We start from the raw sequence: 17,640 nt of genomic DNA, 5'->3' as shown, positions 1-17,640 counted from the left end.
GGAACGTCCGCTCGTCGAGCCGCTTGCGCCGCAGCCAGCCCGTCACTTCGTCGTTGCATTTGCTCGCGTTGCACGAGCGACACGCGGGGACGACGTTCTCGATCGTGTATCGCCCGCCGCGCGAGAGCGGCAGCACGCAGTCGCGCTGCACAGGACCGGTCGCCGAGCCGCAATACGCGCAGCCGCTCCAGGCGGCGCGGATCTCCGCCCACTGCTGCGGTGTCAGGTCGTTGTCGGCGGCATCCATCCGGCGTTTGCGACGTCGCGACGCACGCGCACGACGGGACTGACTGGCGGCCATGCTGGTCAGCGTACGTCGGGCGGGTGCCGGGGCAGCGGCGGCGCGACGGGTCAGCGCGTCTTCACGACGGTGAACAGGATGACCGAGTCCTCGACGGCGTCCAGCGAGTGCAGGCCGTCCGGGATCCTCAGCAGGTCTCCGACGGACCCGTTCCATGATGAGCCTGCGAATCTGAGCAGCACCCGTCCGGTCAGGACCTGAACCGTGGCCTCGCCGGGATTCTCGTGCTCGGAGAGGCCCTCGCCCGCCCGCAGGGCCATGACGGTCTGGCGCAGCTGCCGCTCATGGCCGCCGACGACCGTCTTCGCGCTGCGCCCGTTGGCGGAGGTGCGCGCGTGGTCGAGCTCGTGCCGGGCGAGGGCGATCAACGAGGTCTTCTGCATGTGCGGCCCTTCTCGAGGTCATCAGTGACTGTCGGCTCGCCCGCGCGCGCGGTTCGTCGCGCCGCAGTGCCCGCCCCGATGACCCCAAGGTAGTCCTGATGCCCGCCGCCGACCACGGTCGCGCGGCACCGCATCGCCCCTACCCGATCGACCCCGCGCTTGTGCCACCCTTGAGCCGTGTCCTCCCTACGCGCCCGCGCCTTCGCCCAGGTCGACGTCTTCTCGGCCGTGCCGTTCCGGGGCAATCCGGTCGCCGTCGTGCTCGACGCCGACGGAATCGCCGACAGCGACATGGCCGCATTCGCCCGCTGGACGAACCTCTCCGAGACCACGTTCGTCCTGCCGCCCACGACGGATGCCGCCGACTACCGCCTGCGGATCTTCACGCCTGGCGGCGAGCTGCCGTTCGCCGGGCACCCGACGCTCGGCTCGGCGCACGCGTGGCTCGAGAGCGGCGGCATCGCCGAGGCGGACGCGATCGTGCAGGAGTGCGCCGCCGGGCTCGTGAAGCTGCGGCGCACCGATTCGGGGCTTGCGTTCCGGGCGCCCGCGACCATCCGCAGTGGGCCGATCGACGAGGCGCAGCTGTCTGCGTTCGCCGCCGCGCTGGGCATCCGGCGCGACGCGATCCGCTCCCACCAGTGGGTGGACAACGGTCCGGGGTGGGCCGCGGTCGAGCTGGCGAGCGCTGCGGACGTCCTCGCGCTCGAACCGGACTTCTCCGCCGACCCCGACGTCATGCTCGGGGTTCTGGGCCGCCATGAGCCCGGATCGGCCGCGCTGTACGAGGTGCGCGGCTTCGCATCGGGCGTCGGCGTATACGAGGATCCGGTCACCGGCAGCATGAACGCCTCGCTCGCGCAGTGGCTGCACCGTGAAGGGCGGGCGCCTGCGAGATACACGAACGCGCAGGGTTCCCGCGTCGCCCGCGAGGGGCTGGTCGAGATCGAAGTGATCGACGACGAGGTGTGGGTCGGTGGCGCTTCGACGACCTGCATCACCGGCTCCGTCACGATCTGACGTGGCGTCGGGAGCAGCAAGTCGAGGACCGTCGCAGCCCGGCGAAGGTGGTCGCCGAGGGGCGCTGCACCGCTGATCAGGGCTTTCCGGAACGCGCTCTCCCACGGTTCTGCCAGGATCCACCGGGGTTTCGTCCAGACGGAGTGAGGCAGACTCGGTGTTTTGCGTCCGACCCGAGGGCGCTCACCCCGGCCTTCGCCGGTGGCAGACACTCAGGAAGAACCATCCCCCAATGCTCGAGCCTCAGACTCGCCGTGCCCGGCGTTCCGCCCGCAAGTCCATCGCCCCCCGCGCCGCAGCCTTCGGCGTGGCGTTCAGCGCCATCGCTCTGACCGGCCTCCTCACCGCGATTCCCGCCGCCGCCGCGACGCCGGCAGCCGCTTCGCCCGCTGCGGTCGCGCAGTCCGCGGTGCAGACGCTGCGCGAGATCTCCCAGGATGCGCAGGCCGCACTGGATGCCGCGCGCGCAGCCCTCACCGAAGCCTCGACCGTGACCGCCGACATCACGGCATCCGGTCTCGACGTCGGCGTGGCCGACACCTCCGTCGACACGGCGGAGCTTCGCGACGCCATGGACCGGCTCTCCGCATTCGACGTGGTTCCCGTGCTGTTGCTGCCCGATGTCACGGAGGATGTGACGACCGAGACGCGTCGCGTGCTCGCCGGAGCCGCGGAGCTGCGCGACCTCCTCCAGGCCGCGCAGGCCCAGAAGGCCGCCGATGACGCCGCGGCCGCGGCGGCTGCCGCAGCCGCCGCCGAGGCCGCCGCCGAAGCGCAGCGTCAGGCCGACGCCGCCGCGGCGGAGGCGCAGCGCCAGGCAGAGATCGCCGCGGCAGCCGAAGCGGCTCTCGCATCCGCGAACACGCCCGAGGGTGCGAAGGCGGTCGCGGCGCAGATCGCATCCGCCGAGTACGGCTGGGGCGGCGACCAGTTCTCCTGCCTGGTCTCGCTGTGGGATCGCGAGTCCGGCTGGAACTACGAGGCGTACAACGCCTCGAGCGGTGCCACGGGCATTCCGCAGGCTCTTCCCGGCAGCAAGATGGCCAGCGCGGGATCGGACTGGCAGACCAACGCGGTGACCCAGATCAAGTGGGGTCTCGGCTACATCGAGGCCGTCTACGGATCGCCCTGCGGCGCGTGGGGCCACTCCGAATCGACCGGCTGGTACTGATCGGCTCGACTGCACGGCGCGACCAAGCCGTGCAGCGGACCGCTGTTCGTGCGCTACGTGTGCGCGAGAAAAGAATCACAAAAAGATAACGGCAACCTCTTCCCTTCCGTTACCTCGTCGTTATAGAGTTCAAGCACGGAAGTTGTTTTGCTGTGGCAACGACCGCATGTGATTGCAGGACACTCTTGGTGCAAGGGACAAGGGCCGGTCGGGAGCCTCTCCGACCGGCCCTGACTTGTGCCCCCGGGGCCTTGCGACCGGCCCTGACTTGGGCCCCCGGCATCCGCTGATCAGGTGACGCAGACCCCCTCACACCCCGCCGCCGCCACCGCCGCCACCGCCGCCGCCGGCCGATCCCCCGCCGCCCGATCCGCCGGACGTGGACGATGACGACGACGAACTCGCCGAGAGCGAGCTGATGCCGGACGAGAACGAGGCGGCGGTGAAACCGTGCGAGCCGGCGTACCAGTGCGGGGAGTTGTCCTGGCCGTAGAGCACTGCGAGCTGCTCGGCCCACTCCTTCTCCTGACCGAACACCACCGCGTAGGGCAGCAGCACCTCGTACAGCTTCAGCATCTGCGCCGGGTCGCGAGGGTCGATGCGCACGCGCTCCGCGCCCCTCGGCGACTGCAGCATGCGGATGCGGTCGGCCTCCGCCCACTCGATGAACTCCTTGAGCCCCTTCAGGTGATCGCGCACCTCGGCGCCCTTCGCGGTCAGCGGCGTGCGTGAGATCAAAGCGATCACGAGGAAGAAGGCGATTCCGGATCCGACGATCAGCAGGATCGGGATGAGCGGCTGGACGAAGGCGAAGATGGCGAAGAGTCCCGTGACCAGGACGAGCGCCGACGCGCCCATCACGGTGAGCATCGGCCACGCGCGCACGGTGTTCGGCACCACTCTGCGAAGTCCGCGGCGGGTCAGCTCGGCGTTGGCGAGCTTGAGGATGTTCTGCGCCGCGGTCGAGAAGCGGGTGTCGGTGCTGCCGAACTCGTACTCGGTCCCGGGATGCAGGGACGGGAAGAGCCCGCCCAGCAGCAGCCTGCCGTCGCCGTCCGCGCGTGAGGGATCGATGAGCTGGGCCTTCAGCTTCACGCCGCCGAACAGCTTGGGGCTGCCTTCCACGATGCGGATGCTGCCCACCACGGCCTGTTCGAGCACCTCCGCCGGGATCGCCTTGGTCGTGCGGCCCAGGAGCACCGCGCTCTCGAGCGCGTCGATCTCGGGCGGTGGCGTGTACTCCGCGATGATCGTCGGCCGACCCGGCGCGTCCCGCAGGTGCCGAGCTCGAGTCACAGCGGCGAACACGACGGCGGCCAGCACGCCCAGCGCCGAGATCGCCTGCAGCCATCCCCAGGGCGACGCGAGATAAGACGAGTCGAACGGGGTGAACGTCTCCTGCTCGAACCCGACCGCGATCGTGACGGTCTGGTAGGCGAATACTGGACCGGCGGATGCCGAGACCGCTGCACTGCCGTCCTCGGCGGCGTCCGCGGCGATTTCGCACGACTGCCCCGAGCCCTCGTAGCCGACGTAGCAGGCCTGCGACCCGGTCAACGAGCCCGCGAGATCCGCCGGAATCGCCAGCCGCACCGAGACGCTCCCGAAGTCCTGCGCCCACCCGGTGCCGTTGACATCCCAGTAGAGCTCGTCCGCGCCGGTGTTCTGGAAGAACCGGGTGACGTTCTGAAGGGTGTACGTGAAGACGTACGTCTGAGCGCCGTGGACGTAGTCGTCGGCGCGTGAGGTCATGATGTACTCGCCGTCCTCGGACTCGGTCTCGACCGGCCGCGAACCGCCGTCTCCATCCGTGATCGAGATCAGCTCCGGCCGCAGCGGGGCACCCTGGTACGAGTCCGGGATGCGGCGCTGCATGCCGCGGTTCTGGTCGTACTCGGGAAAGACAGCCACGAATCGCTCCTCGACGAGCAGGGTGCCCGAGCCGTCGTCCGCGCGGCCGAGCGTGTACTGCACGTCGAGGCTCTCGAACGAGAAGTCGTTCACATCGGTCGACACCGGCCCATCGGCATCCGAGGTCGAGTCGTCGAACGCGCAGCCCGAGAGCAGCGTGAGAGGCAGCCCCACGGCCACCAGGGCGACGACGAGCACGCGCAGCAGTTTTGCCCCCATGAGGCTCAGCATATGGCGGCGCCGCAGGCGGGCCGGGGGTCTGGGGTGGAACCCCGGTGAGCACTGTGCCAGACGCCCAGCTGCCGCCCCCATTCGCCTACAGTGGTGCCTATGACCGACCGCCGCCTCGCGATCGACGCCTGGGAGAGCCTGTTTCGTGCGCAGCACGAGGTGTTCGATGAGATCAGCTGCGACTTCGACGACACCGGCCTCTCGCAGGCGGAGTACGACGTGCTGCTGACCGTCACGCGCGGCGACGACATGACCGCACGCTTGCGGGACGTCACGTCGAACATGCTGATCAGCCAGCCCAGCGTGTCGCGGCTCGTCGACCGGATGGCGATGCGCGGGCTCATCTCGAAGTGCGCCGATCCCGAGGACGGGCGCGGATCGCTCGTGCGAGCCACACCGGAAGGGGCCGCGGCATTCCGCAAAGTGGCATCGATGCACGGTCGCTCGATCGCCGAGCGGATGTCGCTGCTCGACGACGACGAGCTCGCCCAGCTGCGCGACCTCACGGCGAAGCTGCGCAACAAGCAGGAGAGCTGCTAGCCCGCTCCTGTTCGGGCCGGAAGGCCACGGGGTGCGCCGGTGCAGGGTCGCAGAGCCGTGACTCATCACGCGGGGGCTGCCCCGCCTCAGCGTCGCCGCGTCAATGCCTCGGACGTCGGAAAAACCCGCGATCGTCGGAGGGATTCCGCCGCGGCATCCGACTTCGCGACGAATCTCCGACCGACGGATGCCGCGGCGGCAGGCGGCCGCTCAGCCTGCGGGGTTGCTCGCCTTGCCGTCGAGCCAGAGCGTGTCGGACGGGTCGCTGTGCGTGCCGCCCGAGTTCACGTGCTTCGAGTCGATCCGAGGACCCTTCGTGATGACGTGGACGAGCGCCATCGCGTGGCCGCGCCCGAGCCCGTAGTCCTCACCCAGCCACGAGACGATCTCGCCCGACTTCGTGCCCGGGCCGAAGCCCTTCTCGCCCGCGAGCTCGATGAACTGGCGAGGCGTCAGCCCCGTCTTCTCCTCGATGTTGTCGAGGTATGCCTGGAACGACATCCCGCTCCCCTTTCACGCCGTGCGGCACGGCAGCCGCTATCAGTCAGTCGGATGCCGCTGGATCGTCGGCCCGAACCGCTCCACGCTCGCAGCCGTCGACGCCGCCGCTTCGGGGTCGGCACCGCGTACTCCGGCATGCGGTCAGCCTAGACCGGGGTCGGTTGGGAGATCAGGGATGCCGCGGCCGCCGGCGTCGAAGGACGTCGCGGGCGCGTGGCGCGTGGCGAGTGCCAAGATGGGGCATGGCCTTCGGGATGCGGCGCGATGTGCTGCGTCCGAGCGACTCGGCCCGCGCCGACCGGGTCACGTACGTCGAGCTGTTCTTCGACCTCGTCTTCGTGTTCGCCCTGACGCAGCTGTCGGCGTACCTGTACGAGAACCAGACGCCGCTCGGAGCGCTCGAGGGCGTGATCATGATCTGCGCGCTGTGGTGGGCCTGGGTCTCGACGACGTGGGTGACGAACTGGCTCGACCCGGTGAAGCTGCCGGTGCGCGCCGCCGTGGTGGCGCTCGCCTTCGTGTCGTTCGTCATGAGCGCGGCGATCGCCGAAGCGTTCGGCGACCGGGCGTGGACGTTCGCGATCGCCTTCGTGGTGCTGCAGGTCGGGCGTACGGGCTTCATCGTGTGGGCGACCGCGCGCCACGATCGCGACGTCTCGCGCGATTTCGTGTGCATCCTGGTCTGGACCGTTGCCGGCGCCGCGCTGTGGATCGTGGGCGCTCTGCTGCCGCTGTCGCTGCAGCTGCCGTTCTGGGGCGCAGCCCTCGCGCTCGAGCTGATCGGCACCGCGCTCGGCTATCCGCTTCCCCGATTCGGCCGCGTACAGCTCGCCTCGTGGGATGTCTCCGGTCCGCACATCGCCGAGCGCACGGCCCTGTTCGTGCTGATCGCACTGGGCGAAGGTCTCCTCGTCACCGGTTTCGCGTTCGTCGCGATGGAGTCCTCCTTCGAGAGCATCATCGCGATGTTCGCCGCGTTCGTCGCGGCGGCGGCGGCGTGGTGGGTCTACTTCGACCACGGCGAGCGCATCGGCGCGGAGGCCATCGAGGCGGCCGACGAACCGGGCCGACTCGTGCGCACGGCCTACACCTGGGTGCACCTCGCGATCATCGCCGGCATCGTCCTGATGAGCGTCGGCGACAAGGAGGCCCTCGGTCACCCGCACTCGCACAGCCTGGCGGCGACGGTCGTCACACTCGGCGGGCCCCTCCTGTTCCTACTGGGGACCACCCTGTTCCGTCGCGTGCTGGAGCACCGATGGGCGGGCGCGCATGTGCTCGGACTCGTCGGCATCCTGGTGCTGGCCGCGTTCTCACCACTGCTGGACGCGCTCGGCGAGTCCGTCGCCGTCGCGCTGCTGCTGGTCGCGGTCGCGATCGGCGAGACGCTCGGCCGGCTGCGCCGGGGTCGGCGCAGCGGGGGGTGAGGGGGGCGGCGCCGGCGGTCGGCGGCGGCGCGGAGGTGGCGCTTCGCGCCGCCTCCGGCCGCGGCATCCCGCTCATGCCGGCGTTGGTTGACCCGTCTCGGCGTATCAGTCGTGGAATGTGACGGATGCCGGCACCCGCGGCATCCGCAGGATTACTCACATGGCGCAAACCGCCGCGTCCAGAGGCCAACGCGACGACTCGGCACAAGCGAGCCACATCGCCGCGACGAATGCCCACCTGGCGCAGACCGCCGCGTCCAGGCCCCAACGCGACGACTCGGCGCAATCGAGGCATCCCGATCGCTTCCTCCCCCGGAAAGCAACGCCCGTGCCGTTCCACAGCATCGCCGCGGAAGCGCGTCGCGAGAGCCTCGACCCGCCAGCATGTGGGGATGCCGCCGCGCGCCCGCCTGCTTCCTGCCGTCCTCGGAGAGAGCTTCTCGGTCCGCAGTGCCCAGAGTGCAGGCGTGTCCGAGCGGCGGCTCCGGTACCGCGATCTCGATGCACCGTTTCACGGAGTGCGCGTGCGTGCGGATGCCGTCGCCTACGCCGCCGAGGCCGCCCGAGCGGAAGCCGTGCATGATGCCAGTCCCGCCGCGATCGCCGCGCGATTCCACCGCACCGCGATTCTGGTGCGAGCGCGAGCCTACGCACAGGTGGCTCCACCGCACGCCTTCTTTCAAGGCGTGACAGCGGGCGTCATCTGGGACGTGCCGCTCCCGCTCAGGTCGCTCAACCCGGAGGCGCACGCGCGACTCCATCGTCGGCAGGGCATCTCCCTCGATGGCGATCCGCCGCGTCTCCTCGACGTGGCCGTGCTCGCACCTCATCGCGCGTCGCGGGCAGCGGGCGTTCACGGCCGACAGCTGTCTGAAGCCATGACCAGCGTTCAGATCCAGAGTGGGCTGCGGGTCGTCAGCCCAGCGACCCTATGGGCGCAGCTCGGCGACGAACTCACCGCCGACGAGCTCATCGCCGTGGGGGACGCGCTCGTGCACGAAGCGCGAAGTCGCGGCGGCCGTCGCTCACGTGCAGGAGTCGGGCATACGACCATCGCGCGTCTCGAAGCGGCGTTATACGCCGGCCGACGTGTCGGGGCGGCAAAGCTCCGCGAAGCTCTTCCGCAGATCCGTGTCGGAAGCGCATCGCAGCCCGAGACCGACCTGCGACTCGCGCTCGTCCGTGGAGGCCTGCCGGAACCGACGCTCGACTTCGACGTCGTCGGGCTCAGGGGCGAGCCGATCGGCTACACCGAAATCGCGTACCCCGACCACCGGGTGCTCGTGGAGTATGAGGGCGACCACCACCGAATCGATCGTGCGCAGTGGCATCGCGATATCGAGAAGCACGCCCACGCTGCCGCGGCGGGATGGATCGTGCTGCGCATCACGTCCTCACACCTCTACCCGAGGCCGGAGGCCGCGGTCAGACAGGTGCGAGACGCGCTCCTGCGCGCTGGGTGGCGCCCGTAGACACGCCGAGATCGCGCCGCTTGTGACCGAGCGCGGCTTGGCCGCAGCATCCGCCCACACGCTCACTTGACTCGATTCGGCACGTCCCGCCGCGCTTGCGACCAGATGCGTCAACTCAACGCCTTCCGTCGAGCTGCGTCCGGGCGGGCACGACGTCGTGCTGTTTGTGTTGGCGCGATTCGTCACGGCACCGATTCGATGCGACGAGATACGACAACCCTGGAGGCCCGCCGAGCGCAAAGCCCCGCCCGGGCGTCCCTCATCAGCACTCGAAGACGTTCACTGCGAGCCCGCCCTCGCTCGTCTCCTTGTACTTGTGCGACATGTCGATGCCGGTCTGCCGCATCGTCTCGACCACCGCATCGAGCGACACGTAGTGCGAACCGTCGCCGCGCAGCGCGAGCCGCGCGGCGGTGACCGCCGTCGACGCCGCGATCGCGTTGCGCTCGATGCACGGGATCTGCACGAGCCCGCCGACGGGGTCGCACGTCAGCCCGAGGTGGTGCTCCATCGCGATCTCCGCCGCGTTCTCGATCTGCCGGTTCGTGCCGCCCATCACGGCGGTCAGACCGCCCGCGGCCATCGCACACGCCGACCCGACCTCAGCCTGACAGCCGCCCTCGGCGCCCGAGATCGAGGCGTTCGCCTTGAACAGCGACCCCAGCGCGGTCGCGGTCAGCAGAAAACGACGGATGCCGCGCCGCCGGTTCGCGTCGGCGATGAGCTCCTCATCCACGACATCGGGCACAGTCGCACCGAGCTGCCGGCTCCCGGCGAAGCCGAGCAGGGCGCTGCCGACCAGCTCGCCGTGCGGCGTCACCGCGTTGCCGACGCCGAGGCCCGAGTCGGCCAGGAACCGCCACCAGTACATCGCCACGGCGGGCAGGATGCCGGCGGCGCCGTTCGTGGGCGCCGTCACGACGCGACCACCCGCGGCGTTCTCCTCGTTGACCGCGAGAGCGAAGGCACCGAGCCACTCGCCCGGCAGCTCGCGATGTCCTCCGGCCTCGGCCTCCTCGAGCTGCTCGCGGATCGCCGATGCCCGGCGCTTGACCTGCAGCAGCCCCGGGAGCACGCCTCCGGAGTGCAGGCCCGCGTCGACGCACGCTGACATGGCGTTCCAGATCGCGTCGAGCCCGGCGGCGATCTGGTCGTCGCTGCGCAGCGCCTCCTCGTTGATGCGCGCCGCCTCGGCGATCGTGATGCCGCGCTCGTCGCAGAGCGCCAGCAGCTCCTCGGCGCTGTCGAACGCGAGGGGGTAGGCGTGCGCGGCCACCCGCGCCGGCTCGCCCTCGCGGCGGATGAATCCGCCACCGACCGAGTAATACGTCTCGCGCAGCACCAGCCCGTCATCCCCGTCCGTGACCGGACGCGGCTCGGGCGCAGGGGCGCTGCCGCTGGTTCGGATGCCGGCGGCCGCGAGCCGCGCAGCTTCCCCCGGTTCGGCTGAGTGCGGGGTCGTCCATGCTTCGAGCGCCATCGCGTTGGGATGGCTCGGAAGCCGGGTCCGCGGGGCGAAGACGACGTCGGACTTCGAGAAGCGCACCGGATGCGTGCCGTCCAACGGGAGCAGCCGGCCCTCGGGCCAGCCGGTCCACGCCGAGCGGACGGCATCCGGGTCCACCGTCTCGGGCACGAGCCCTCGCAGCCCAGCGACGACCGCGTCCGGAGTGCCGTGGCCGATACCGGTCGCTCCGAGCGAGCCGTACAGCGTGCACGTCACGCGAGCGACGTCGTCGAGCCGGCCCGATTCGCGCAGCCGCATGGCGAAATCGCGGGCCGCCCTCATAGGGCCGACCGTGTGGGAGCTCGAGGGTCCTACGCCGATGGAGAACAACTCGAACGCCGAGACGTAAGCGCTCACAGCCCTCAGGCTACGCCCCGGCCGGGCTCACCCGGACGCCGGCGGATCGTCGAGCTCGACCGGCATCCGGGCGCACGCGAAGTCAGCCGACGCCGCGCTCCGCCGTGGCGAACGCCGCCTCGTGCACGCGTTCGAGAGACCCGGCCGCGTCGAGGTGCTCCCATCCGTGAGCGCTGGCCTCGAGCACGTACGCGAGCCCGACCGCGTAACCGAAGTCGTAGTCGCCGTCGAAGTCCTCGGCGTGACGCCACGGCTCAGGCCGCGGCGGCCAGGGCGCGGGTGGCCACGGAATCGGCGGCCACCGCCGGGGTGGCGGGCAGATGTCGTCGACGTTGACATCGAACGGCAGGCGCAGCAGCTGAGCGAGACCGGCGGCGCGCACGAGCTCCGCGCCGACGTGCGCGCCGTACTCGACGCCCGGCGGGAGCGGCTGCGGGTTCAGCGCCACTCGTGCCTTCGGCGGGAGCGGCTGCGGGTTCAGCGCGACCGCGTCGAACCGGCTCAGCGGTCCGTGCGGGCCGATGATCTCCTCCCAGATGCTGGGGTTCCTCCGCGCGAGAATCGCGATGAGGCTGCGGTGTAGGGCCATGCCACCTTCTCCTTCCGACCCGCGAGCACGGGTCACTTCGGCCCGCGGAGCGCGGGTCGGAGCCCGCGGGATGCGGGTCGGAGTGAAGAGGCGGCGGGCGGATGCGGTGATACCCGCAGACGCCGAACGCCCCGGACGGAAGTCCGGGGCGTTCGATCGTCGGTTACTGCTCGACCGGCTGCGGTGCGTCGCTGCTCTCGCGGGCCTGGATGACCGGCGAGTCACCCTCGGTCGCCACCTCGATCTTGCGCGGCTTGGCCTTCTCACTGACCGGGATGGTGACGTTCAGCACGCCGTTGCTGTAGTTCGCGGCGATGCGCTCGGTGTCGATGCCCTGGCCGAGGTTGAGCTGGCGCAGGAAGCTCGCCGCTTCACGCTCGCGCGTGATCCACTTGACGCCCTCGCCACCCGCGAGGGTGCGCTCGGCGCGGATGGTGAGCAGCTGGCCATCGACGTCGATGTCGACCGAGCCCGGGTCGATGCCGGGCAGGTCGGCGGTCAGCACGTAGTGATCGCCGTCGCGGTACAGGTCCATCGGCATGCGGCGGGGTCCGCGGCGGGCGTCGAACATCGTCGACGCGAGGCGGTCGAGGTCGCGGAACGGGTCGTAGGTCGCCATGATTCGTCTCCTTCTGTCGGATAGCCGGATCGAGTCCGGGTGTGGTGTACGAGAGTTGAGTCGTATCGGCTCAACTACGATCAGATTAGCACTCTCACCCTTCGAGTGCCAGTCGTTCGCCGTCAGCGAAGCGCCGCTGAGTCGCGGTACGACGAAGCTGACGAGCCGCGCGGACGGAGCGGGTCAATGACGCTGGAACGCGACCAGTCCGACGGTGTTGTCCTCGGAATCCCTGATGAACGCCTGCCACTCGTCGTGGCCCGCCGGACCGAGGGTGTCGTCGCCGTGGGTGAAGATCACGTGCGGATGCTGGACCACATCGGCGAGCCCGTCCAGGCGCTCCAGAGTCTCGTGCACATTGCCGACGTGCAGATACAGGAGGGATGCCGGGGCACCGCGATCCAGCAGCAGCCGGACGCCGTCGAGGTCGAAGAACAGCAGTCCCGGGGGATCGAACCGTGCGGTGGGGGGCGATTCGAGCAGCACCGTGTAGAAGTCCGCGGCGCGGTCGAGATCCTCGGCGTGCAGTGCCACCTGGATGAGTCGCATCGCGATCTCCCGTCGAGTCGTTGTCGGTCTCAGCCCTATTGTGAGACCAGGCCCCGCGACGCACAAAGGAGTGTCATGCGCAGACTCAGCGCCGACTGGCGTCGCGACATCGACGAGATCGCACGCCTGGCGGCGGAGCAGTCCGGCCCGTTCGACGAGGATTTGGCCCGGCGGTACGCCGAGCACTTCCCGCTCCTGCATCCGCTGTTCGTGGAACTGTACGGCGACCGGGACGACGGCCTCGACCAGCTGGCGGCGGTCATCGCCGAGGCTGCGGCCTCGTGGGGCGTGCGCCCTCGCGAGCTGAAGCTTCGCGACGCCGCCCGCGAGAGCGACCCGGGCTGGTACCTGTCCCACCGCATGCTGGGCGGCGTCTGCTACGTCGACCGGTACGCCGGCTCGCTCGCGGGAGTTCGCGACAGCATCCCGTACTTCCAGGAGCTCGGCCTCACGTACCTCCACCTGATGCCGCTCTTCGAGAGTCCGGAGGGCAACTCCGACGGCGGGTACGCGGTGTCGAGCTACCGGCGCGTGAACCCGGCGCTCGGAACGATGGAGGAGCTCGCCGCTCTCGCGGCGGACCTGCGTGCCGCCGGCATCTCGCTGGTCGTGGACTTCATCTTCAATCACACCAGCGACGAGCACGAGTGGGCCCGCCAGGCGGTCGCCGGCGAGCCGGGCTACGAGGACTTCTACCTGATCTTCCCCGACCGCACGATGCCCGACGCCTACGAGCGGACCGTCCGCGAGATCTTCCCCGACGACCACCCGGGCTCGTTCGTGCAGCTGCCGGATGGGCGGTGGATCTGGGCGACGTTCTATCACTTCCAATGGGACCTGAACTATGCGAACCCCGCCGTCTTCCGGGCGATGACCGGCGAGATGCTGTTCCTCGCGAATCAGGGCGTGGAGGTGCTGCGGATGGATGCCGTGGCCTTCATCTGGAAGCGGCTCGGAACACCCTCCGAGTCGCTGCCGGAGGCTCACCTGCTGCTGCGCGCGTTCAACACCGTGCTGCGGATGGCGGCGCCGAGCCTGCTGTTCAAGTCGGAGGCGATCGTCCACCCGGACGAGGTGATCGAGTACGTCTCGCTCGAGGAGTGCCAGCTGTCCTACAACCCCCTGCAGATGGCGCTGACGTGGGAGGCGCTGGCGACGCGGGATCCGCGCATGCTGCAGCAGGCGCTCGAGCGTCGTCACGCACTGCCGCCCGGCACCGCGTGGGTCAACTACGTGCGCAGCCACGACGACATCGGCTGGACCTATGCCGACGAGGATGCCGCGGAGTTCGGCATCGCCGCATACAGCCACCGACGGTTCCTCAACGACTTCTACGTGGGACGGTTCCCCGGCAGCTTCGCGCGCGGCGTGCCGTTCCAGGAGAACCCGAAGACCGGCGATGCGCGCGTCACGGGCACCACGGCATCCCTCGCGGGTGTCGAGGCGGGCGACCCGGCCGGCATCGACCGGGTGCTGCTGGCTCATTCGATCGCGCTGTCCACCGGCGGCATCCCCCTGTTGTACCTCGGCGACGAGGTCGCGCAGCTCAACGACTACTCATACGCGGAGGATCCCGCGAAGGCGGGCGACAGCCGGTGGGTGCATCGTCCGGCCCGACCCGCGGATCGCTACGCCGAAAGAGCGGATGCCGCGACCGACGCCGGCCGGGTCTACACCGGGCTGACCGCCTTGATCCGGGCGCGGCAGGAAACGCCCGAGTTCGGCGGCGGGACGCTCGTCGGCTTCGATGCGCGGCATCCGTCGGTCCTCGGCTATCAGCGTCCGGGTGAGGGGCAGGTGATCCTCGTGCTCGCGAACGTCGGCGACGCCGAGGCGGTCATCGACGCGACGACCTTCGGCGGCTTCGCGCCCACCGCGATCGACGTGGTTCGCGGGTCCGACGTCGACCTCGCCGGCGGCCTCGTGCTGCCCGCGCACGGCTTCGTGTGGCTGCGGGTCACCCCGGTCGCCTGAACGGGGCCGCCCCCGGACGCCCCGGACCGAGCCCTCAGTAGGTCGGCCGCGGCTCCGAAGTGACCCTGCCCTTGCCTGCGGTCTTCGAGCTGTACATCGCGGCATCGGCCCTGATCAGCAGCTGGTCTCCGGTGGGGCGGGGGTCGGTGTCGGGACGATACGTCGCGATGCCGGCGCTCATCGCAACCGTGAGCGGAACTCCGTGGAACACGATCGGCTCATGCGTGACCGCCAGGATGCGTTCTGCGATCGACTCGCCGTCGTGAAGATCGGAATTCGCGCAGATCGCGACGAACTCGTCCCCCCCTATGCGGCCCACGACGTCACCGGCACGGACAGCCTCGCGCAGGCGAGATGCCATCTCGCGCAGCACGGTGTCGCCGGCGGCGTGCCCCCACCGGTCATTGATCGCCTTGAACTCGTCGACGTCGAGGAATACCAGCGCCAGCGGCTCGTTCGCCCGCTCCGCGATGCCGATGGCCGTGTCGAGACTCTGCGCAAGGAGCTGGCGATTGGGGATGCCGGTGAGCTGGTCGTAGAGGGCGAGATGCTCCAGCCGACGCTGCAGACGGATGCGGACCAGGGTCTGCGCCGCCTGGCGGCCGAGCGCCCGCTTGAGATCGAAGGATCGCTCATCGAAGTCGCGGTGGCGACGGAAGAAGCACACGAGGACGCCGAGGCTCTCCCCCTCGTGCATCAGGGGGGCGATGCTCAGCGACTCCAGCCGCGCCTCCCTCAGACCGGCGGCGAGGACAGGAAACTGCGGTTCCGCGTCGTCGGCGTGGACGGCGATGACGTCGGCGGTGTTGCGCAGTGAGTGGATCGGCGGAACGATGCCGGCAAGCGGGTTGACGCCTCCGACGACCTGCATAGCCCCGGTCTCGTCCCGCAGCAGCACGGCCGTCTCCGTCGCCGCGAACGCCTCGCGCGAAAGGGTGGCGAAGGACTGTGCGACGTCGGCGTCGCTGGCGCTTCCCTCGAAGGCACTCGAGACGTCCTGAAGCAGGCGCACCCGCTCCTCGGACGTTTCCGCGGCCTTGCGCGCCTGCAGCAGCTCCGTTTCGTACCTCAGTCTGTCCGTCGTATCGAAGACGGCCGTGCGCACGACGGGAGGCTGCTGGTCTCGGAACACCTCGGAGTTGACCAGCACAGGCAAGACGGACCCGTCAGCTCGCCGCAGCCGGAGCGCGACCTCCCGAACGCTGCCCCGGAGGTGAAGGGCCTGCGTGTGCCGCGTCTCGAAGAACAGCTGGCTGCCGGCGTCGAGCAATCGGGTGAACGCGGTTCCGACGACGCGATCCGCGGGATACCCGACCCAGTCGAGGAAGGTGTCGTTGGCCTCCAGCACCAAACCCGTGAGGTCGGTGGACAGCAGCCCGCAGGGAGCTCGCCGGTACCTCTCCTCGTAGCCGGAGTCGGTCATGCGAGGTAGCGGCGGATCGCCGCGACGACCTCGGGGGCACCCGAGAGGATCGGGATGTGACCCGTGGTCGACAGCACGGTGAGTTCACTGTGAGGAATGGCCTCGTGCACGTACCGGCCGACTTGCAGAGGTGCGATCAGGTCGTCCGTGGTCTGGATGACGAGGGTGGGCACCGTGACGCGCTCGAGGTCTGCTCTGTTGTCGGAGAGGAAGGTGACGTGAGCGAAGTGGCGCGCGATCTCGGGATCCGTGCTGCAGAAGCTCTCGGTGAGCCGGTCCCCCAGCTCAGGTCGGTCGGGGTTGCCCATGATCATCGGGGCTGCCACCGCCGACCAGCCGAGGTAGTTCGCATCCAGCGCATCCAGCAGATCCCGGATGTCGGCCGGTTCGAAGCCCCCGGTGTAGCCGTCGTCGTTCACGTACCGTGGCGAGGGGCCGACCAGGATCAGGGATCCGAAGCGTGAGGGATCGCGGTTGGCGGCGAGTACGCCGATCATGGCACTGACGGAATGGCCGATGAACACGATGTCCTGAAGATCTGCGGCCTCCAAGATTTCGAGCAGGTCGTCCGCGTAGCCGTCCAGAGAATCGTATTTTCCACGATCATAGGCGGTGAGATCGGAGCCCCCGGCTCCCACGTGATCGAACAGCACGACACGGAAGTCGGCCTCGAATTCAGGTGCGACCAGATTCCAGGCCGCCTGACTGCAGCCGAACCCGTGCGCGAAGACGAGCGCACGACCGGCGGGGTTGCCGCTTACTCTGACGTTGTTGCGTCGGAGCGCGTCGGGACTGAGTACGGGCACCAATGCGGTCTCCTTCGCAGGCCGCGGCCGCCCCGGGTAGCGGCGCACACATGTCCGATCGTAGACGACGCCCATCGAAGGCGGTGAGGCAGGGCGAAGCATACGCTCTCGGGCGCCTCGACGGGGGATGTTGTCGTGCGCACCGCGAAGAGAGTGACTGGGTGCATGCTTCCCGCCGATGAACTCGCCGCCGATCTGCGGGAGGCCGTGCGCCACGGAGATCTCTTCGCGGTGTTCCAGCCCTTGATCGACCTCGCCACCGGCCGCATCGTCGCCGTCGAGGGACTGTGCCGGTGGAAGCGCGACCACGGCGGGCTCGTGACTCCCGACACCTTCATCCCCCTCGCCGAGAAGCTGGGCCTCATCCACGAAGTCGGACGCTTCATGCTCGACGAATGCCTCGCCGCCGTCGACCATTGGCGGAGTGCCGGTACGCCGTTGGACGTATCTGTGAACGTCTCCCCCACGCAACTCGCGGCCGAATCGTTCTCGACCTATGTGCGCGAGGAGCTGTCGCGTCGGGAGCTGACCGCGAGTGCCCTGACGATAGAGATCACCGAGTCCCTCCCGATGCCCGACATCGCTGCGATCGTGCCGCGCCTGAATCGGCTGCTGGCCCTGGGGATCGGGGTATCACTGGACGACTACGGCACCGGGCATGCATCCGTCGATCGGCTCGAGAGCATCCCGGTCTCCGAGCTGAAGCTCGACCGGTCGCTGATCCAGGGCGACAGCCGGCAGGTCATGCGGGAACTCATCGTCGCCGTCGAGCGCGCGCGCGAGCGCGGCCTGCGGATCGTGGCCGAGGGCATCGAGACCCAGGCGCATCTCACGCTCGCCCGCGACCTCCGATGCGATC

17 protein-coding genes are annotated in these 17,640 nt (G+C 69.6%); 7 read left to right on the top strand and 10 right to left on the bottom strand.

Annotated features, from left to right (window positions below; genetic code table 11):
- Positions 1–247: HNH endonuclease (locus tag VFX99_RS11275; RefSeq protein WP_414684365.1), on the bottom strand; the 247-nt coding region annotated here is incomplete at its 3' end.
- Between the two features lie 104 nt (positions 248–351).
- Positions 352–684 carry a cupin domain-containing protein gene (locus VFX99_RS11270; protein WP_329666387.1) on the bottom strand — a complete coding sequence of 111 codons (333 nt, stop codon included), beginning with the start codon at positions 682–684 and terminating at the stop codon, positions 352–354.
- Between the two features lie 177 nt (positions 685–861).
- Between VFX99_RS11270 and VFX99_RS11265 the strand changes: the two genes are divergently transcribed.
- Together VFX99_RS11265 and VFX99_RS11260 are read left to right on the top strand one after the other, a co-directional pair.
- Positions 862–1,704, top strand: a complete 843-nt coding sequence (locus VFX99_RS11265) for a PhzF family phenazine biosynthesis protein (RefSeq protein WP_329666386.1) — start codon at positions 862–864, stop codon at positions 1,702–1,704.
- A gap of 232 nt (positions 1,705–1,936) precedes the next feature.
- Positions 1,937–2,875 carry a phospholipase gene (locus tag VFX99_RS11260; RefSeq protein ID WP_329666385.1) on the top strand — a complete coding sequence of 313 codons (939 nt, stop codon included), beginning with the start codon at positions 1,937–1,939 and terminating at the stop codon, positions 2,873–2,875.
- A gap of 309 nt (positions 2,876–3,184) precedes the next feature.
- Here the strand turns inward: VFX99_RS11260 and VFX99_RS11255 are convergent, their stop codons facing one another.
- Positions 3,185–5,005, bottom strand: a complete 1,821-nt coding sequence (locus tag VFX99_RS11255) for a DUF2207 domain-containing protein (protein ID WP_329666384.1) — start codon at positions 5,003–5,005, stop codon at positions 3,185–3,187.
- Positions 5,006–5,116: 111 nt separating this feature from the next.
- Here VFX99_RS11255 and VFX99_RS11250 point away from each other — a divergent pair, with 111 nt between their 5' ends.
- The gene (locus tag VFX99_RS11250; RefSeq protein ID WP_329666383.1) at positions 5,117–5,557 is read left to right on the top strand and encodes a MarR family winged helix-turn-helix transcriptional regulator; all 441 of its coding nucleotides are present in this window, start codon (positions 5,117–5,119) and stop codon (positions 5,555–5,557) included.
- A gap of 210 nt (positions 5,558–5,767) precedes the next feature.
- Here VFX99_RS11250 and VFX99_RS11245 read toward each other — a convergent pair whose 3' ends face one another.
- A complete protein-coding gene (locus VFX99_RS11245; RefSeq protein WP_329666382.1) occupies positions 5,768–6,058 on the bottom strand; it encodes a DUF4287 domain-containing protein in 291 nt (96 codons plus the stop codon).
- 242 nt (positions 6,059–6,300) lie between these two features.
- Between VFX99_RS11245 and VFX99_RS11240 the strand changes: the two genes are divergently transcribed.
- Together VFX99_RS11240 and VFX99_RS11235 are read left to right on the top strand one after the other, a co-directional pair.
- Positions 6,301–7,485, top strand: a complete 1,185-nt coding sequence (locus VFX99_RS11240; protein ID WP_329666381.1) for a low temperature requirement protein A — start codon at positions 6,301–6,303, stop codon at positions 7,483–7,485.
- A gap of 467 nt (positions 7,486–7,952) precedes the next feature.
- Positions 7,953–8,957, top strand: a complete 1,005-nt coding sequence (locus VFX99_RS11235; RefSeq protein WP_329666380.1) for a hypothetical protein — start codon at positions 7,953–7,955, stop codon at positions 8,955–8,957.
- 262 nt (positions 8,958–9,219) lie between these two features.
- On the opposite strand, the gene VFX99_RS11230 is transcribed toward VFX99_RS11235, so the two are convergent.
- The 4 genes from VFX99_RS11230 to VFX99_RS11215 form a co-directional block, all read right to left on the bottom strand.
- On the bottom strand, positions 9,220–10,821 hold the full coding sequence (locus tag VFX99_RS11230) for an L-serine ammonia-lyase, iron-sulfur-dependent, subunit alpha (RefSeq protein ID WP_329666379.1): 1,602 nt from the start codon (positions 10,819–10,821) through the stop codon (positions 9,220–9,222).
- A gap of 82 nt (positions 10,822–10,903) precedes the next feature.
- Positions 10,904–11,410 (bottom strand): hypothetical protein, encoded by a 507-nt coding sequence (locus tag VFX99_RS11225; protein ID WP_329666378.1) that lies wholly within the window; start codon positions 11,408–11,410, stop codon positions 10,904–10,906.
- Positions 11,411–11,573: 163 nt separating this feature from the next.
- A complete protein-coding gene (locus VFX99_RS11220) occupies positions 11,574–12,029 on the bottom strand; it encodes an Hsp20/alpha crystallin family protein (RefSeq protein WP_329666377.1) in 456 nt (151 codons plus the stop codon).
- A gap of 183 nt (positions 12,030–12,212) precedes the next feature.
- Positions 12,213–12,578 (bottom strand): methylmalonyl-CoA epimerase, encoded by a 366-nt coding sequence (locus VFX99_RS11215; RefSeq protein WP_329666376.1) that lies wholly within the window; start codon positions 12,576–12,578, stop codon positions 12,213–12,215.
- A gap of 75 nt (positions 12,579–12,653) precedes the next feature.
- Here VFX99_RS11215 and VFX99_RS11210 point away from each other — a divergent pair, with 75 nt between their 5' ends.
- Entirely contained in the window at positions 12,654–14,552 is a 1,899-nt protein-coding gene (locus VFX99_RS11210; protein WP_329666375.1) for an alpha-amylase family glycosyl hydrolase, read from the top strand.
- A gap of 34 nt (positions 14,553–14,586) precedes the next feature.
- Here VFX99_RS11210 and VFX99_RS11205 read toward each other — a convergent pair whose 3' ends face one another.
- A complete protein-coding gene (locus VFX99_RS11205) occupies positions 14,587–15,975 on the bottom strand; it encodes a sensor domain-containing protein (protein WP_329666374.1) in 1,389 nt (462 codons plus the stop codon).
- Positions 15,972–16,784: an alpha/beta hydrolase gene (locus VFX99_RS11200; protein WP_329666373.1), complete on the bottom strand. Its 813-nt coding sequence runs from the start codon at positions 16,782–16,784 to the stop codon at positions 15,972–15,974. Before VFX99_RS11200 ends, VFX99_RS11205 begins: the two co-directional genes overlap by 4 nt.
- 162 nt (positions 16,785–16,946) lie before the next feature.
- Here VFX99_RS11200 and VFX99_RS11195 point away from each other — a divergent pair.
- Positions 16,947–17,640: EAL domain-containing protein (locus VFX99_RS11195; RefSeq protein WP_329666372.1), on the top strand; the 694-nt coding region annotated here is incomplete at its 3' end.

The sequence above is a fragment of the Microbacterium sp. genome (assembly GCF_036277215.1).
Taxonomy (GTDB): domain Bacteria; phylum Actinomycetota; class Actinomycetes; order Actinomycetales; family Microbacteriaceae; genus Microbacterium.
The sequence above is the reverse complement of the archived record's forward strand: the minus strand, read 5'-3'. Positions and strand labels throughout refer to the sequence as shown.

Bases quoted from the DNA above. Each gene is read 5' to 3' on its own strand.
- VFX99_RS11210 (WP_329666375.1), top strand. From the start codon at position 12,654: ATGCGCAGACTCAGCGCCGACTGGCGTCGCGACATCGACGAGATCGCA.
- VFX99_RS11250 (WP_329666383.1), top strand. From the start codon at position 5,117: ATGACCGACCGCCGCCTCGCGATCGACGCCTGGGAGAGCCTGTTTCGT.
- VFX99_RS11270 (WP_329666387.1), bottom strand. From the start codon at position 684: ATGCAGAAGACCTCGTTGATCGCCCTCGCCCGGCACGAGCTCGACCAC.
- VFX99_RS11240 (WP_329666381.1), top strand. From the start codon at position 6,301: ATGGCCTTCGGGATGCGGCGCGATGTGCTGCGTCCGAGCGACTCGGCC.
- VFX99_RS11255 (WP_329666384.1), bottom strand. From the start codon at position 5,005: ATGGGGGCAAAACTGCTGCGCGTGCTCGTCGTCGCCCTGGTGGCCGTG.
- VFX99_RS11225 (WP_329666378.1), bottom strand. From the start codon at position 11,410: ATGGCCCTACACCGCAGCCTCATCGCGATTCTCGCGCGGAGGAACCCC.
- VFX99_RS11220 (WP_329666377.1), bottom strand. From the start codon at position 12,029: ATGGCGACCTACGACCCGTTCCGCGACCTCGACCGCCTCGCGTCGACG.
- VFX99_RS11205 (WP_329666374.1), bottom strand. From the start codon at position 15,975: ATGACCGACTCCGGCTACGAGGAGAGGTACCGGCGAGCTCCCTGCGGG.
- VFX99_RS11260 (WP_329666385.1), top strand. From the start codon at position 1,937: ATGCTCGAGCCTCAGACTCGCCGTGCCCGGCGTTCCGCCCGCAAGTCC.
- VFX99_RS11245 (WP_329666382.1), bottom strand. From the start codon at position 6,058: ATGTCGTTCCAGGCATACCTCGACAACATCGAGGAGAAGACGGGGCTG.
- VFX99_RS11215 (WP_329666376.1), bottom strand. From the start codon at position 12,578: ATGCGACTCATCCAGGTGGCACTGCACGCCGAGGATCTCGACCGCGCC.